The sequence below is a fragment of the Rhodococcus sp. NPDC060090 genome, assembly GCF_042729855.1.
Taxonomy (GTDB): Bacteria; Actinomycetota; Actinomycetes; order Mycobacteriales; family Mycobacteriaceae; genus Rhodococcus.
Map to the genome: position 1 here is coordinate 73,286 of NZ_JBHWXB010000010.1, position 15,107 is coordinate 88,392.

Genomic DNA, 15,107 nt, shown 5'->3' on the forward strand with positions numbered 1-15,107 from the left:
GAGTCGAGAAGGAGAGAATGGGAAACGTCGGAATCGTGACCGGTGGAGGTCGCGGGATGGGATTGTCGTGCGCGGAGCAGATGGTAGGCACCGTCGACACGCTGCTGCTCGTCGACATCGATGACACCTCCGCGAAAGAGGCCGCGGCGCAGTTGTCGTCGGACCGGACCGTGGTCGAGTCGTTCGTCGCCGATGTCGGTGACGCAGAAGCGCTCGGCCGGCTCGCGGACCGCGCGGCCGAACTCGGGACGCTGCGTTCCGTCGCTCACGCTGCCGGAATCTCTCCGACCATGGCCGACTGGCGCAGGATCGTGTCGGTAGACCTGGTCGGTACCGCACTGCTCGCGCATGCGCTTCGTCCGCTTGCGACCGCCGGTACGGCGATGGTCTATTTCGCCTCCATGGCGCCGCTGATCGGGCAGATGGATCCGAGCCCGGAACTGGGTGCGGTCCTGGACGATCCGCTCGATGAGCATTTCCTCGACAAGCTCCGCGAGATCGTGGGGGAATCGATCGAGCAACCGGGTATCGCATACTCGTGGGCGAAACACGGCGTGCAGCGATTCGCGCGTACAGAAGCCATCCGGCTCGGTGCCGCGGGAGCGCGTGCGAACTCCGTGTCGCCGGGGCTGATCGATACGCCGCAGGGCCGGCAGGAGGCGGCGAGCAATCCGCGTATCGCCGACATGCAGCGCGCGACACCGCTCGGGCGACTCGGGCAGGCCGACGAGCTCGCGAAGGTCGTGGCGTTCCTGCTGTCCGACGGTGCGAGCTTCGTCAACGGCATCGACATCCTCGTAGACGGCGGCGTCATGGCGGCGATCAACTCGCAACGCGAGAAGTCCGCGTCGTGACCGACCCCATGGGCGTGGGGGTGCATCACGGTGGAACCGGCACGTCCATCCCGTTGGTGGACCTCGCACGGGCCGCTGAGGCCCGATCGCGGCGTTGTTGTAGGGCGCTCTACGGTCGCAGACTGCGCAGAAACAGGTCGACTGCGGCACGGATGTGCTCGTCGACATTGCCGCGGATGATCCCGAACGATGCGAGGCGCGCCGGCGCGCCTGCCGCCATGCCGAGAAACAGTTCGGCGAGGGTATCGGGGTCGTCGGCCACGATGGCACCGGTGGCGGCGTGCCGACGAAGGAGTTCGGCGACCTGCTTCGTACGCGGCCAATATCCGGAACCGAGTGCCTTGCGGGCGATATCGGGGTAGCGGGAGGCGTAGGCGACCGAGACCTGCTGGAGTTTGATCATCGACGGGTCGAGGGCGCGGCGGACCGCGGTGCCGGCGATCGCGGTCAGCGCCTTCTCCAGATCGCCGAAATCCGGGAGCTCGGGCTCGGGCCATGGCCAGTCGGTCCGCGACATCGCCCACCCGAGCACCGACCGGAAGACGTCCTCCTTGGTGGGAAAGCGTGCGTACAGCGACGGTTTCGTCGTTCCCGCTGCCGCTGCGATGGCATTCATCGTCGTGCCCTCGTAGCCATTTTCGAGGAACAGTCGGAGTGCGGATTCACGAACGGCTGCATCGAGTTTGCCGGCTTCCTCCTTGGTCGGTCGGCCCCCTCGGCGCCGACCGGTGCTCGCGGCCTGCGGCAAATCGTTCACCGGTGTCATAAGTGAGGAGTGTGCCAAACAAAATTGCCTCTGGACACAAATCTTTCCTCCTGAGTATGGTTATCCGTAATCGATAACTATACCCACAAGTCTAGTTATCTCGGATTCCCCGAAACTCAACGGCCGGAGGGCACAGTGACAGAAGTGACGATGCAGAAGGACGTCATCGGGACGTTGAATGCGTACTTCCAGGAACGGCGGGCGCAGGTCCCCGTTCTGACGCAGCGTGCGGACGATCAAGGCATCACCGAAATTACCTCGCGAGAAGACATCGTTCCCCTGCTCTTCCCTCACACCACCTACAAGAGCTACCCGGAAACACTTATCGCCAAGGGGAAGTGGCAACAGATGAACCGCTGGCTCGGTTCTCTGTCCACCCGTCGGCTCGACGACGTCGACGTCTCCGGTGTGACGGATGTGGACGGCTGGATCGCCGCGCTGGAAAAGGCCGGCCACATGGTGTCCAGCTCGAGCGGAACCAGTGGAAAGGGCTCGTTCCTCAACAAGTCTGTGCGCGACCTCGAGGTCAACCAACAGAATCTGCTCGACTGCTTCACATCACTGGGGATAGCGCCCGAAGGCACATGGCACGTCATCCCGGTCGGGCCCGACACCGGTCAGACCCAGCACAACGCAGTTCGCGATCTGATGATCGATTCGTTCTCCCGCCCCGATGCGCTCCCGCTGTTCGACGCGCCTCCGGCGGAGGGCTTCCATCGCTACATGACGAAGCTGTCGGCGATGCGGCGAGCGATGGCCGATGGCACTGCCGCCCCCGACGACATCGCGTCCTTCGAAGCGGAGGCCGCAGACCGAGCTGCGCTCCAGGATCGGCGACTGAACCATTACGCCGATGAGATCCTCGCCCGCCGCGACGAGAACATCCTGTTCACCTCCCAATTCCCGCAGCTGTACCGCCTCGTCGAGATCCTCCGCGAGCGGGGTGTCAAGGACGGCGACATCACCGGTGCCAACGGACTCACCAGCGGTGGCGGATTGAAGGGCACCAACCTGCCCGACGACTACCAGGAACAGATCTACCGGATGCTCAACATCGTTCCGGAGCGCTTCCTGCACTACTACTCCATGCAGGAACTCAACAACCGGATGTTCAAGTGCCCGGAAGAGGGTCGCTACCACGTGCCGGAGGAAATCGTCCTTCTCGTTCTGAACAAGGACGGCGACGCGCTCGCCGAGGCATCAGGCGACCTGGTCGAAGGCCGAGCCGCATTCGTCGACACCACCGTCGACGGCCGCTGGGGCGGCACCATCTCGGGCGACAAGATCACGGTCGATCAGGGCCGCTGCCCGTGCGGGCGCGACGGCGAGACCGTCCTGCCGAACATCGTGCGCTACTCCGACCTCGGAGACGACGACAAGATCACCTGTGCCGGAACCATGGACGCCTATGTCCGCGGAATCGTAGGGGAGTAGAGCACCATGACCGCAACTGCACCTTCACCCGCACGCACCAAGATCCAGGTACCGCATTTCGTGCGCGGAAAGCTGGTCTGGGGCGAGGACAACGAGTACCTCTCCCGCGACTTCGGAGTCCCGTTCGTGACTCCCAAGATCGAATACAACGAGTTGTTCGTTCCGCGCACGGAGCCCGGGCCGGCCTTCGATGTGCCCGTCTCGGAGATCATCGACTTCCTCGTGGAGACCGCCGGGCAACTCTCCCTGGAGAAGAACCCCTATCTTCAGGAATCGCTGGAGATGACGCTGCAGGTCAGCGCACTGCCCCGGCGGATCATCGAGAACACCTTCCGGCGACCGGGCCAGTTCCTGACGAAGAAGGCCCTCGAATACCGGCTCGAGCGCACCTTCGGAAGCATCGACGTCCTCGACGGATGGGTCGAGAACACCGACCCCAACGGCAGCGTCAGCAAAATCCGTGCATTCCCGCCGCGACTCGTCCACATGCTTGCCGGGAACTCACCGAGCGCGGCCATGACATCGATCGCCGACGCGGCTCTTCTCAAGGCCGTCAACGTGTTCAAGATGCCGTCGGCAGACCCGTTCACCACCGTTGCCGTGCTCCGGACGATGGCCGATATCGCACCCGATCACCCCGTTCTGAAGTCGATCTCTGCTGTCTACTGGCGCGGCGGTGACGAGTCGGTCGAAGGCGTGCTCTACCGCTCGCAGTACTTCGACAAACTCGTGGCGTGGGGCGGCGGTGCCGCGATCGAGAACGCGGCGAAGTACGCGGGGCCGGGCTTCGGTCTGATCTCGTTCGACCCGAAGGTCTCGATGGCGATCGTCGGTCGCGAGGCGTTCGAATCGGAAGAGACGCTGCGGGAGGTCGCCGAGCTCGCGGCTGCGGACGTCACGATCTTCAACCAGGATGCGTGCCTCGCAGCGCGTCACATCTGCGTCGAGGGCGACGTCGAACAGGTCGACCGCTTCTGCGCGCTGCTGCACGAGCGCCTCGGTGTGGACCGTGATTTCGCGTCTGCACTAGGCCCGAAGCCCGACTCCGAAATCCGCGAAGCGGTCGAAGGAATGCGCTACCTGGAGCCGGACTACCGGGTATGGGGCAAGTTCGACGGCTCCGGACTCGTCGTCCGCTCGCCGGAGATGGTCGACTTCCACCCCAACTTCAAGACCGTGAACGTCATTCCGATCGCGCAACTGCGTGACGCTGCGTCCTACGCGACGGTGGCCACACAGACGGTCGGCGTCTACCCGGCGCACCGCAAGGCCGAGATCCGCGATCACCTCGCGACCGCGGGTGTGCAGCGGCTCGTCAAGCTCGGTGGTGCACTTCGCGGCAGCATGGGCGGCCCGCACGACGGCATGTACCCGCTGCACCGCATGGTGAACTGGGTGGTGGACGACGATGCCTGAAAATGCAATTCCGATGCGGGTGCTCGGCCGCTCCGGTATCCGGGTCAGCGACCTGTGCCTCGGCACGATGACCTTCGGCACCGAATGGGGTTTCGGCACCGACGAATCGACCAGCCGGAAGATCTACGAGACGTACCGGGAAGCCGGCGGCAACTACCTCGACACCGCGAACAACTACACGAACGGTTCGAGCGAGGAAATCCTCGGGCGACTCGTGGCACCGGAGCGCGACTCGGTCGTCGTGAGCACCAAGTATTCCTTCCCCACCGACCCCGCCGATCCCAACACGGGCGGAAACCACCGGAAGAGCCTGCGCCGCAGCGTCGAGACGAGCCTTCGCAGGCTCGACACCGACTACATCGATCTGCTGTGGGTCCATGCGTGGGATCAGTGCACACCGGTGGACGAGACCCTGCGCGCTCTCGACGACCTGGTGCGGTCGGGCAAGGTGCTCGCGATCGGGGTGTCGAACACCCCGGCCTGGGTTGTATCGCAGTCCGTCGCCATCGCCGAACTGCGCGGATGGAACTCGTTCTGCACGATGCAGGTGGAATATGCGCTCACCGCACGCACTGCAGAACGCGACCTCTTGCCGATGGCACGAGCGCTGGGTATCGAGGTCTCCGCATGGAGTCCGCTCGGGCGCGGCACCCTGGCCCGCACCATGTCCGACGAAGACTTCGCGAAGCTCCCCGTCCCCGTGCAGCGGGTCCTGACCACCACGCGTGAGGTTGCCGGCGAGCTCGGTGTCTCACCCGCGCGGGTCGCGCTCGCATGGGTACGCACGCAAGGGCTTATGCTGTCGATCGGTGCACGCACTGTCGACCAGATCAACGACAATCTGGCGGCACTGGACGTAGAACTCGACGACTCGCACCTGGCGCGACTCGATGAGGCATCGAAGATCCGCCTCGGCTATCCGCACGAATTCCTGCACGAGCGCCGGGCGATGTTCACACCGGATGCTCTTCGGGCCCGAGCCCGTCGGTAGCTCGCGACTGAGGAAGGCAAACACGATGGAGACCCTCGAACACTGGATCGACGGAGCTGCCGCAGCGCCCCACGGCGGTGGCTACCTCCCGGTGACCGATCCCGCGACCGGTCGCACCGTGCGACAGATCGCGGACGGCGACAGCGACGACATCGACACCGCGGTCGCCGCTGCGTCGAGGGCGACATCGGAGTGGTTGAAGATCCCGGCCCTGGCACGTGGGCGCCTGATCACCGACCTCGGCCGGGCAATTCGTGCGAACAAGTCCGAATTGGCCGAGCTCGAGGTGAGTGAGACGGGTAAGCCACTCGCCGTCGCGGCGGGTGAAATCGAGAACTCCGCCGTGTATTTCGAGTTCTACGGTGGACTCGTCGGGATGCCCGTCGGGGAGACCCTCGACGTGGCACCCGACGAGCATGTGTTCACCAAGCGCGAGCCGTACGGTGTCATCGGCGTCATCACGCCGTGGAATGTGCCGCTCAATCAGGCGTCGCGGGCCTGTGCGCCCGCGCTCGCCGCAGGTAACACGGTGGTACTGAAACCGTCCGAGAACACCTCGGCGACCAGTGTGCGGCTCGCGCAACTCGCCACGGAGGTCGGGATTCCCGACGGCGTGGTCAACATCGTGCTCGGAAACGGACGCGAAGCGGGTGCTGCGCTCGCACAGCACCCGGCGGTCGCGAAGGTCGCGTTCACGGGCTCGGTGCCGACGGGCCGTGCTGTCGCGGGTATTGCGGCAGAACGGATCATTCCGGTGACCCTCGAACTCGGCGGAAAGTCGGCGAACATCATCTTCGCCGACGCCGCTCTCGATACCGCCGTCGCCGGGGCACTGGCGGCATTCACCGGCAACGCGGGGCAGGTATGTTCCGCGGGTACCCGTCTGCTGGTGCAACGCGAGGTCCACGACGAGGTCGTACGCAGATTGGTCGACGCTGTCGCTGCGATCCGGGTGGGACGCGACATGGGTCCGATCATCACTCGCGAACAGTTCGGGCGCGTCCAGGAATACTTCAAGGTTGCCGAATCGGAGGGTGCTCGTGCCGAGATCGGCGGCACTGTCTCGGCGTTGGCGGAGGAGACCGGCGGCTTCTACATCGACCCCACCGTGTACACCGGGGTGGACAACTCGATGCGCATTGCGCGCGAAGAGATCTTCGGTCCGATCGTCGTGGTGATCCCGTTCGACACTGACGACGACGCTGTCACGATCGCCGACGACTCGGAGTACGGTTTGATCGCCGGTGTGTGGACCAGGGATGTGTCCCGGGCGCTCGCTGTCAGCGACCGTTTGCGCACCGGCCAGGTTTTCGTCAACACGTGGTCGACGGCATCGGTTCAGACCCCGTTCGGTGGATGGAAGAACAGTGGCTACGGACGCGAGAAGGGCGTCGAAGCGCTGCACCACTACGGACAGGTCAAATGCGTCACCGTCAAGCTCTGACCAACGCACGCGGGTGCTGACACTCATTCTCGGAAGGAACGTTTCATGACCCAGGACTCAGTGACGACTCAGAAAGCAGGGGTGAGCGGAGTGTCCGTCGACGACGCGCACCGCGCCCTCTTCGACGCCGGACTCGCGGTCCGCAGGGACGTGCTCGGCGATGCGTACGTCGATGCCGCCCTCGAACGCAACGCAGGATCGGACGGAGAGTCGCTGCAGGAGTATGTCAGCGAATTCGTCTGGGGCGGTGTGTGGACGCGCGACGGGCTCGAACGCCGCGACCGCTCGCTCGCGACGATCAGCATTCTCATCGCGCTGGGGCAGCACCAGGAACTGGCGACGCACATTCGCGCGGGGCTCGGCAACGGTCTCACCCGCAAGGAGATCACCGAGACGGTCGTCCACGCGACCGCCTATGTGGGTTGCCCCGCAGGTATTTCGGCGATGCGGGTGGTTCAGGAAGTGCTCGTGACCGAACTCGGCCCGCTCACCGCGGGGGACAACGCATGACCGCCGGCCCGGAAACCGCAACGATCAAGATCGTGCCGTTGCCCGGCAAGACCGTCGGCCACATCGGACTCGGTGCGATGGGACGGCCCATTGCCCAGAATTTCGTGGCCAGCGGTCAGTCCACGGTGGTGTTCGACGCCGATCCGGCGTCCCAGGAACGGTTCCTCGCCGGCCACACCGGTATCCGGGGCGCAACGGGTCCGGCCGACTTCGCGGACTGCGACGTCGTGGTCCTGGTGCTCCCGACGAGCGACATCGTCGACAGCGTCGTCCTCTCGGACGACGGCCTGCTGAAGCACCTTCGGCCCGGTAGCACGATCATCGACATGGGATCGAGTATCCCCACGCGCACACAGGCACTCGCCGCAGCGGCGGCAGAGAAGGGCATCGCGGTCGTCGACGCTCCGGTCAGTGGAGGTGTCGCGCGTGCCCGGCAGGCCGCGCTTGCCGTGATGGTCGGCGGAGAAGCGGCCGCGGTCGATTCGGTGGTTCCTCTGCTGAATGCGACGGGCAGCGACGTCATCCACGTCGGTCCGGTCGGATCCGGTCACGCGGCGAAGGCCCTCAACAATCTGATGGCCGCGAACAACGTGCTCATCGCGGCGGAAGCGCTTCTCGTCGGCCGCAAGTTCGGGATCGATCCTGCCACGTTGCTCGGCGTGCTCAACGCGAGCAGCGGACGTAATCAGGCGACCGAGACGAAGTTCGAGAAGTTCGTGTTGTCGAGGTCGTTCGACTCCGGGTTCGCTGCGCGCCTGATGCGCAAGGACATCGGAATCGCACTCGACCTGGCGCACGATCAGGAGATCTCACCGCTCCTCGGGGAGGCAGTGGGACGGTTGTGGAACGCGGCGGTCGACGAACTCGATCCGGCCGCAGACCAGACGGATGTGGTGCGGTACCTGGAGGAACTCCACCACGTGTCGCTGGGAGATCCGGCCGATCACTGAGAAACAAAGCCTCGCTCCTCAGGGAGCGAGGCTTTTCTCATCGGTAGGTCAGCGCAGAACGGTTCCGCCGTCCACGTTGACCACCTGACCGGTGATCCACGATCCTTCGTCCGACATCAGGTATGCCACCATGCTCGACACGTCGCGCGGTTCGCCGTGGCGCGTGGTCCGGTTACGCGCCATTCCCCGCTCGAGGATCTCGGCGGGCGCACCGTCGCGGATCTCGGGTGTCACGATCAGACCGGGCGTGATCGCGTTGGCACGGATACCTTCTTTGCCCCACCGTGACGCCACGTGTCGGGCGAGGGCGTTGATGCCGGCCTTGGTGGCGGAATAGGCGGGGCGGGCTGCCTCTCCCGTGAACGACGCGATCGACGACGTGTAGACGACCGCTCCACCGCCACGCTCGAGCAGTTTCGGAACGGTGTGTCGGGTGACCAGCATGTGGCCGCGCAGGTTCACCGCCACGGTGCGATCCCAGACATCGAGGTCGATGTCGACGACGTCGCTGTCCTTGCTGACCGATCCCATATCGCCCGCATTGATATGTACGGCATCGAGTCCGCCGTATGCGTCGATGGTCGCCGCGACGAGAGCCTGTACGGATGCGTCGTCGGAGATGTCGACGTGGACGGCAATCGCGGTGCCGCCGTTCTCGGTGATCGTCTCCGCGGTGTGCCCGGCGCCCTGCAGATCGATGTCGCCGACGACGACCTTCGCTCCCTCACGGGCCAGACGCGCGGCAGAATCGGCTCCCAGACCTGTCGCAGCTCCGGCGACCAGGATGACCTTGTCCTTCAAACCTTCCACAGCTGCCCCTACGAGAATTGTGCTTCTGAAATGCGGAATGACGTTCTACAGTTGAGGGTATCCGACCTGACCGATACCGTCGAACTGCCACTGTGAGAGCGAGAACCTGTGACGGAGACCGATATTCGACTGACTCCGACCGTGCATGCCCTCGAGCGTCCGGATGCGCCTGCGATCGTGATGGGCGCGAACGGCGAGACGGTGACCTACGCGCAACTCGAGGAACGGTCGGTGCGGTTCGCCCGTGCACTCCGAGCCCGCGGGCTCGAGCCCGGAGACCATATTGCGATCCTCATGGAGAACAACCGCCCCTTCCTCGAAATCTGCTGGGCCGCTCAACGGTCCGGCCTGTACTACACCGCGATCAACCGGCATTTCAAGACCGGCGAGGTACAGCACGTACTCGACGACTGCGGCGCCACCGCCCTGATCACCAGCGACACGGTGCGCGACACCGTCGAACAACTCGACCTCACCGAGATCTCTGTTCGGGTGTGCGTCTCCGGGGACATGCCGGGCTTCGAACGCTACGACGAAGTGCTCGCCGACGAGACCGTCGAGCCGATCGACGAATCCGAGGGACGCGAGATGCTCTACTCGGGCGGCACCACCGGATTCCCGAAGGGTGTGCGTAAGCCGCTGCCCCGAACCGCGTTCGGCGACCCGTCGTCGCCTCCCGTGCAGATCGCCAAGGGGCTGGTCATGGGCGGTCCACAATCGGACGTGGTCTATCTGTCACCGGCACCGCTGTATCACGCGTCGCCGCTGGTTTTCTCGATGTCGTGGCACCGGCTCGGCGGCACCGTCGTGGTGATGGAGAGCTTCGATCCTCAGCGGTGTCTCGAGCTCATCGAGACACATCGGGTCACCCACGCCCAATTCGTTCCGACGATGTTCGTCCGCATGCTCAAACTTCCCGAGTCCGAGCGCTCCCGGTACGACATCTCGAGCCTCCGCTCGGTCGTCCACGCCTCGGCGCCGTGCCCGATACCGGTGAAACGGCAGATGCTCGAATGGTGGGGGCCGATCATCGACGAATACTATTCGGGAACAGAAGATGTCGGGACCTCGGTGATCACCGCCGCGGAGTGGCTGGAGCATCCAGGATCCGTCGGGCGGCCCATGCAGGAATGTCACATCGTCGGCGAGGACGGCGAAGAGCTTCCCGACGGTGAGATCGGGTCGATCTACTTCGCCGGAGGCCGCCCGTTCGAGTACCACAACGATCCGGAGAAGACGGCGTCCGTCACCAACGACAAGGGGTGGCGAACCCTCGGCGACATGGGATACCGCGACGAGGACGGATATCTCTACCTCACCGACCGGGTCGCATTCATGATCATTTCGGGCGGTGTGAACATCTACCCGCAGGAGACCGAGAACCTGCTCGTCACACATCCCGCCGTAGCGGACGCCGCGGTGATCGGAGTGCCCGACGACGAGATGGGCGAATCCGTCAAGGCCGTGATCCAGCTACTGGACCCGTCGGCGGCGGGCGCGCACCTGGCAGCCGAACTCATCTCCTTCTGCCGCGCCGAACTCGCGTCCTACAAGTGCCCCCGCAGCATCGACTTCGTCGACGAACTCCCACGCGACCCCAACGGAAAGCTGTACAAGCGCCGAGTGCGCGACGAATACTGGACCGGTCACGAAACCCGGGTCATCTGAAACGTATCGGTCAGGTTCGTGCGCTGATCGCGGTGTCCAGGACACCGAGATCGGCGCCGAGTTCTGCAACCGTGTTGCGCACCACCGAGACATCCTTCGAGATGAACTCACCGACCGAGCTGCGGAACGCCTCGACGGAGCCACGCATCGCGACATTTCCCATCACCTTGCACGACCCACTCCCGTGGGGGAGAGCGGAAAACAGGGCATCCGGCGCGACACCGAGTTGCTGCCCGAGCGCCTCTGCCTCGGCCAGCAGCCCGATCTGGGCAGCGAACAGTGCGTTGTTCACGAGCTTGACGCGCAGTCCGTTGCCGCTCGGTCCGACGTGCAGTACAGGGTCGCCGTAGGCATTCAGCACGGGAACGACGGCGGCGACGTCGGATTCGGGACCACCGACGAAGAGCGTCAGGTTGCCTGCCGCGATGTCGTGCGGACCGCCGCTCACCGCCGCATCGACAACCGCGATCCCCAGCGGTTCGGCCACCGCGACGAGATCGTCGATCGTCTTCGGGCTGATGGTCGTGTGGATCACGAGGGACGACCCCCGCGGCATCGCCTGCAGGAGCCCGTGATCGAGGCAGACCTCGCGGACCTGCGCGTCGGTGAAGACGCATACCGTCACGAGATCGACGTCGATACCCACCTCGGAGACATCGGAGACAGCGTGCGCGCCGGTGCTTTCGATTGCGGCGCGTGACTCGTCGGAGCGCCCGAGTACCCGAACTTCGTGCCCCGCACCGAGAAGGCGCTTCACCATGGGCATGCCCATGCGGCCCGCTCCGATGAATCCGATGTGGCTCATCGCTGGTACCCCATCATGTCGAGTGTGGCGTCTGCTGTGGTCAGAGAGACTCCTGCGGAGGCTCCCGCGCTCTCGGCGAGGCTCGCGACGAGAGTGACGTCCTTGCGCAGAAGCTCACCGGCATGACCTGCGATCCGCTCGAGGCCACCCGCGGAGACGACACGACCCAGCGCGAAGCTGTTCGCCGTACCATGCGAGACGACCTCGCCGAGCTTGGCAGGGTCGACGCCGAGCGACTTGCCGAGCTCCAGCGTGCTCGCCGCGGTGGCCAGGTTGGCGGTGAAGAGCAGGTTGTTGAGCAGCTTCGCGACCTGACCCGATCCCAGCTCACCGAGGTGGACGACGGGGTTTCCGTACGTCTCGAACACGGGCCGGGCCGCCTCGACGCTCTTGTCGTCTCCACCGAGCATGACGAGCAACGTTCCCGCGGCCGCGCCCATGCCGCCGCCGCTGACCGGCGCATCGATGATCGACACACCCTTCGCGCGGGCCACCTCCGCGAGTTCCTTGCAGGTGTCGGGATGGACGGTGCTGTGGATCGCGATGATGCCGCCGTCACGCATTCCTTCGAGGATGCCGTTCTCACCGGTGATCACCGCGCGGACGTCGTCGTCACTCACGACGCACAGGCATACGAGGTCGCTGGCCTCCGCGAGTGTCGCAGGGGTATCGGCATACTTCGCAGCGGTGTCGGAGTAGGGCTCCAACGACTCCTTCCGCCGAGCCCACAGCGTCACGTCGTAGCCTGCTTCGACGATGCGGCGCGCCATGGGGCCGCCTTGGCTACCGAGACCGATGAATCCGACGCGCATCATGTGTCCTTACCTTGGTGGCCTCGCCGAGCGAGGGAGTCGTCGATGAAGTTCATGACCGTCCGGTGGTACTCCGGCGCGGCGTTGCAGACGCTGAGGTTGTGGCCTCCTCCTGCGATCCGGGCCGTGACGACACGAGGGGAGGCGGTGAACATCGCGGCGACATCGTCGAGTGCCTCCGGATCGCTGCGCCACACCCGCTCGTACTCGCCGGCGGTGTAGTGGACGGGGACACGCACCCGCTCTGCCAGCGGAGGGAAGGTCTCCGTGGGCCAGATCGCCGTGACATCGGCCTCGTAATCCGGTGTGCGAGAACCGATTGCCGCGCCACCCATGATGTCGGCCGGATAGAGGTCCTCGTCGGGAGTCCAGATCAGTTCGCCCACACCTTTCGCCTGAGCGTAGCGCTCACGCGTGCCGAGAATTCCCGCCGCGAGTGCATGGTGTTCGCGACCGGTACCGGAGATCGCGAGACCGAGCAGCTCGTGGCCGTGGTCGTCGGTGGCCATCCGTACCGCCAGTTCGCTGCCGACCGAATGTCCCCACAGGAACAGGCCGGTACTGCATGCGCTCGAGCCGAGAACAGCGTCCACTGCCGCGTAGGTGAGCTCGGCCCGACGCTGGGAATTGCGGAGCTCCTCGGCGAACGGCCTCGAGGCACCGTAGCCGGGACGGTCGAGAGCGAGCACCGTGTAGCCGCGCGAGGCAGCGGCACGCATCATCGACAGTTCAGGGTGCCCCGGGCAGTCCCAATAGGCGGAGAATGCAGCACCTCCGTGCAGTGCAACGATCACTGCGCGCGGGTCGGGGGCCTCGAGGAGGAGTCCCGAGATCGGGATGCCCTCGATATCGACGACGCGGGAGACGGGTGAGGAACTCCACGCGTCGCCGACACCGGCCTCCTCGATCGCTGAGGATTGTGGGGAAGTGGACGTCATGAGTCCATCCGCAGAAGCATCGCGCCGCCCGGGGAGAGCCCGCCGGTCGCTGCCACCGCGACACGCGCGCCTGCGACCTGCCGCGCACCGGCTTCTCCGCGCAACTGTGTCACGGCCTCGTGGATCAGACCCATGCCGTGTGTGCGGCCGTGGGACAGCTGGCCCCCGTGTGTGTTGAGGGGAAGGATCCCGTCGCGGGCAATGTTCTTGCCGCCGGCGAGGAAATCCTTCGCTTCACCGATACCGCAGAAGCCGAGCCCTTCGAGCCACGACAGACAGTTGAAGCTGAAGCCGTCGTAGAGTTCGGCCACATCGACATCTTCGGGCTTCATCGAGGTGCGCGACCACATGTGCGCCGACGGCCCGAGCGAATGCGGTTCATGGGTCAGCGTGCTCTGATCCCAGTCCATACGTTCCATGATCTGTGTGCCGACGGCCTCGACGAGTACCGGAGGCTTCGGGAGGTCGCGCGCTGCATCGACGGCCGAGACGATCACGGCGATCGAACCGTCGCACGGAACATCGCAGTCGTAGAGCCCGAAAGGCGTGGTGATCGGACGGGCCGACATGTAGTCGTCCATCGTCATGGGATCGCGGTAGATCGCGGTCGGGTTCAGCGCCGCATTGGCGCGCTGGTTGAGAGCGATCCAACCGAGCGTCTCGCGGTCGGTTCCGTAGCGATGAAAATGTCGCTGCGCGTTCTGCGCGAGGGTGTGGGCGGCAGAAGTGGCACCGAACGGCATGAACCAGTTCGGGGTGCGTCCGCCGGACGGGGGAGCGATCTCTCCACGCTTCATCAATTCGCTGTAGGTGGCTTCCCACAGGGTGCGGTAACAGAGCACGTGCCGTGCAGCGCCGCTGGCGACCGCGATCATCGCGGCGATCACCGATCCACCCGGGCCGAACGTCTCGATGCCGCCGTTGTGCCACGTCGGCCGCAAGCCCAGCGCAGCCTCGACCTGCGTGATGCCGCCCTCACCGAACCCCCCGACGTTTCCGCCGCCGGGATAGCTTGCGATGCCGTCGATGTCATCCATCGTCAGACCTGCATCGGCGACAGCACGTTCGCACGCCTCGATGGTCAGGTCGATGGGTGAACGCATCAGCCGGCGACCGATTTCGGACATGCCGACGCCGGTGAGCGCAACCTTGTCCTCGTACTTGTCCTGCGTGGCCGGGGGGCGCACATGGAACCGAAACTGATCGGGCTCGATCTCTTCGGGCGGCAGGGGAGAGAGTTCGCCCTGCTCCTGCGCGGGTCGGAAGAGCGGAAGCCACACGTCCGCGTCCTGCTGGAAGACGACTTCCATGCGCATTCCGAGTTCGAGCTCCTCGGGATCGCACTCGACGATGTTGGTGGTCAGTCGGACCCGAGGATCTTCCTCGATCGCAACCTGCGCAACGACATACTGCGCAGGCAGACCGGGCACAGAGAAACGGTGGTTGACCGTGAACCCCGCCAGGGTCGCAAAACCGGATACCTCGCGGACACCCATCCGGTGCTCCCGGCAGTACCGGCAGATCGGTTGTGGCGGATGAATGAGAGCCGAGCACGACTCGCATTCCTGAATCCGCAGCACACCGTCGGCCCCGGCCGTCCAGAAGAAGCGGTTCTGAGAGGTGAGTTGGGGTAGGGGGCGACCCGAGGCTTTCGCCACGGGTGTGTCTCCGGTCTGGTCGACCACCGCTGTCTCGGCCACGTGCGTCGA

General features: G+C 65.1%; 14 protein-coding genes. 8 read left to right on the forward strand and 6 right to left on the reverse strand.

The features are described from left to right. The first annotated feature begins 17 nt into the window (after nucleotides 1–17). A complete protein-coding gene (locus tag ACFWCF_RS15255) occupies nucleotides 18–854 on the forward strand; it encodes an SDR family oxidoreductase (RefSeq protein ID WP_378562758.1) in 837 nt (278 codons plus the stop codon). A 109-nt stretch (nucleotides 855–963) separates the two neighbouring features. On the opposite strand, the gene ACFWCF_RS15260 is transcribed toward ACFWCF_RS15255, so the two are convergent. Beyond that, nucleotides 964–1,620, reverse strand: coding sequence for a TetR/AcrR family transcriptional regulator (locus tag ACFWCF_RS15260; protein WP_378562761.1), 657 nt, complete (start codon nucleotides 1,618–1,620; stop codon nucleotides 964–966). Nucleotides 1,621–1,770: 150 nt separating this feature from the next. Between ACFWCF_RS15260 and ACFWCF_RS15265 the strand changes: the two genes are divergently transcribed. The 6 genes from ACFWCF_RS15265 to ACFWCF_RS15290 are packed head-to-tail and all read left to right on the forward strand — an operon-like array spanning nucleotide 1,771 to nucleotide 8,365. Continuing rightward, nucleotides 1,771–3,054 carry a hypothetical protein gene (locus ACFWCF_RS15265; protein ID WP_378563071.1) on the forward strand — a complete coding sequence of 428 codons (1,284 nt, stop codon included), beginning with the start codon at nucleotides 1,771–1,773 and terminating at the stop codon, nucleotides 3,052–3,054. 6 nt (nucleotides 3,055–3,060) lie between these two features. Further along, nucleotides 3,061–4,470 carry an acyl-CoA reductase gene (locus ACFWCF_RS15270; protein WP_378562764.1) on the forward strand — a complete coding sequence of 470 codons (1,410 nt, stop codon included), beginning with the start codon at nucleotides 3,061–3,063 and terminating at the stop codon, nucleotides 4,468–4,470. Next, nucleotides 4,463–5,461, forward strand: a complete 999-nt coding sequence (locus tag ACFWCF_RS15275; protein ID WP_378562767.1) for an aldo/keto reductase — start codon at nucleotides 4,463–4,465, stop codon at nucleotides 5,459–5,461. Before ACFWCF_RS15270 ends, ACFWCF_RS15275 begins: the two co-directional genes overlap by 8 nt. 25 nt (nucleotides 5,462–5,486) lie before the next feature. Beyond that, the gene (locus ACFWCF_RS15280; protein ID WP_378562770.1) at nucleotides 5,487–6,905 is read left to right on the forward strand and encodes an aldehyde dehydrogenase family protein; all 1,419 of its coding nucleotides are present in this window, start codon (nucleotides 5,487–5,489) and stop codon (nucleotides 6,903–6,905) included. A 45-nt stretch (nucleotides 6,906–6,950) separates the two neighbouring features. Next, nucleotides 6,951–7,415 carry a carboxymuconolactone decarboxylase family protein gene (locus ACFWCF_RS15285; RefSeq protein WP_378562773.1) on the forward strand — a complete coding sequence of 155 codons (465 nt, stop codon included), beginning with the start codon at nucleotides 6,951–6,953 and terminating at the stop codon, nucleotides 7,413–7,415. Next, entirely contained in the window at nucleotides 7,412–8,365 is a 954-nt protein-coding gene (locus ACFWCF_RS15290; protein WP_378488453.1) for an NAD(P)-dependent oxidoreductase, read from the forward strand. The genes ACFWCF_RS15285 and ACFWCF_RS15290 overlap by 4 nt, the downstream gene beginning before the upstream one ends. Before the next feature lie 48 nt (nucleotides 8,366–8,413). Here the strand turns inward: ACFWCF_RS15290 and ACFWCF_RS15295 are convergent, their stop codons facing one another. Further along, nucleotides 8,414–9,175 (reverse strand): SDR family NAD(P)-dependent oxidoreductase, encoded by a 762-nt coding sequence (locus ACFWCF_RS15295; RefSeq protein ID WP_378488452.1) that lies wholly within the window; start codon nucleotides 9,173–9,175, stop codon nucleotides 8,414–8,416. A 108-nt stretch (nucleotides 9,176–9,283) separates the two neighbouring features. Here ACFWCF_RS15295 and ACFWCF_RS15300 point away from each other — a divergent pair, with 108 nt between their 5' ends. After that, a complete protein-coding gene (locus ACFWCF_RS15300) occupies nucleotides 9,284–10,843 on the forward strand; it encodes an acyl-CoA synthetase (RefSeq protein ID WP_378562777.1) in 1,560 nt (519 codons plus the stop codon). Between the two features lie 10 nt (nucleotides 10,844–10,853). Here the strand turns inward: ACFWCF_RS15300 and ACFWCF_RS15305 are convergent, their stop codons facing one another. From ACFWCF_RS15305 to ACFWCF_RS15320, 4 genes are read right to left on the reverse strand one after another with little or no spacing between them, the layout of a single operon-like run. Next, nucleotides 10,854–11,648 (reverse strand): NAD(P)-dependent oxidoreductase, encoded by a 795-nt coding sequence (locus tag ACFWCF_RS15305; RefSeq protein ID WP_378562779.1) that lies wholly within the window; start codon nucleotides 11,646–11,648, stop codon nucleotides 10,854–10,856. Continuing rightward, nucleotides 11,645–12,460 (reverse strand): NAD(P)-dependent oxidoreductase, encoded by an 816-nt coding sequence (locus ACFWCF_RS15310; protein ID WP_378488675.1) that lies wholly within the window; start codon nucleotides 12,458–12,460, stop codon nucleotides 11,645–11,647. Before ACFWCF_RS15310 ends, ACFWCF_RS15305 begins: the two co-directional genes overlap by 4 nt. After that, nucleotides 12,460–13,398, reverse strand: a complete 939-nt coding sequence (locus tag ACFWCF_RS15315) for an alpha/beta hydrolase (RefSeq protein WP_378562782.1) — start codon at nucleotides 13,396–13,398, stop codon at nucleotides 12,460–12,462. Before ACFWCF_RS15315 ends, ACFWCF_RS15310 begins: the two co-directional genes overlap by 1 nt. Continuing rightward, the gene (locus ACFWCF_RS15320) at nucleotides 13,395–15,056 is read right to left on the reverse strand and encodes an OB-fold domain-containing protein (RefSeq protein ID WP_378563074.1); all 1,662 of its coding nucleotides are present in this window, start codon (nucleotides 15,054–15,056) and stop codon (nucleotides 13,395–13,397) included. The genes ACFWCF_RS15315 and ACFWCF_RS15320 overlap by 4 nt, the downstream gene beginning before the upstream one ends. Nucleotides 15,057–15,107: the final 51 nt, after the last annotated feature.

Excerpts from the sequence above, each read along its gene's own strand:
- ACFWCF_RS15255 (WP_378562758.1), top strand. The coding sequence starts at position 18 with ATGGGAAACGTCGGAATCGTGACCGGTGGAGGTCGCGGGATGGGATTG.
- ACFWCF_RS15260 (WP_378562761.1), bottom strand. The coding sequence starts at position 1,620 with ATGACACCGGTGAACGATTTGCCGCAGGCCGCGAGCACCGGTCGGCGC.
- ACFWCF_RS15265 (WP_378563071.1), top strand. The coding sequence starts at position 1,771 with ATGCAGAAGGACGTCATCGGGACGTTGAATGCGTACTTCCAGGAACGG.
- ACFWCF_RS15270 (WP_378562764.1), top strand. The coding sequence starts at position 3,061 with ATGACCGCAACTGCACCTTCACCCGCACGCACCAAGATCCAGGTACCG.
- ACFWCF_RS15275 (WP_378562767.1), top strand. The coding sequence starts at position 4,463 with ATGCCTGAAAATGCAATTCCGATGCGGGTGCTCGGCCGCTCCGGTATC.
- ACFWCF_RS15280 (WP_378562770.1), top strand. The coding sequence starts at position 5,487 with ATGGAGACCCTCGAACACTGGATCGACGGAGCTGCCGCAGCGCCCCAC.
- ACFWCF_RS15285 (WP_378562773.1), top strand. The coding sequence starts at position 6,951 with ATGACCCAGGACTCAGTGACGACTCAGAAAGCAGGGGTGAGCGGAGTG.
- ACFWCF_RS15290 (WP_378488453.1), top strand. The coding sequence starts at position 7,412 with ATGACCGCCGGCCCGGAAACCGCAACGATCAAGATCGTGCCGTTGCCC.
- ACFWCF_RS15305 (WP_378562779.1), bottom strand. The coding sequence starts at position 11,648 with ATGAGCCACATCGGATTCATCGGAGCGGGCCGCATGGGCATGCCCATG.
- ACFWCF_RS15310 (WP_378488675.1), bottom strand. The coding sequence starts at position 12,460 with ATGCGCGTCGGATTCATCGGTCTCGGTAGCCAAGGCGGCCCCATGGCG.
- ACFWCF_RS15315 (WP_378562782.1), bottom strand. The coding sequence starts at position 13,398 with ATGACGTCCACTTCCCCACAATCCTCAGCGATCGAGGAGGCCGGTGTC.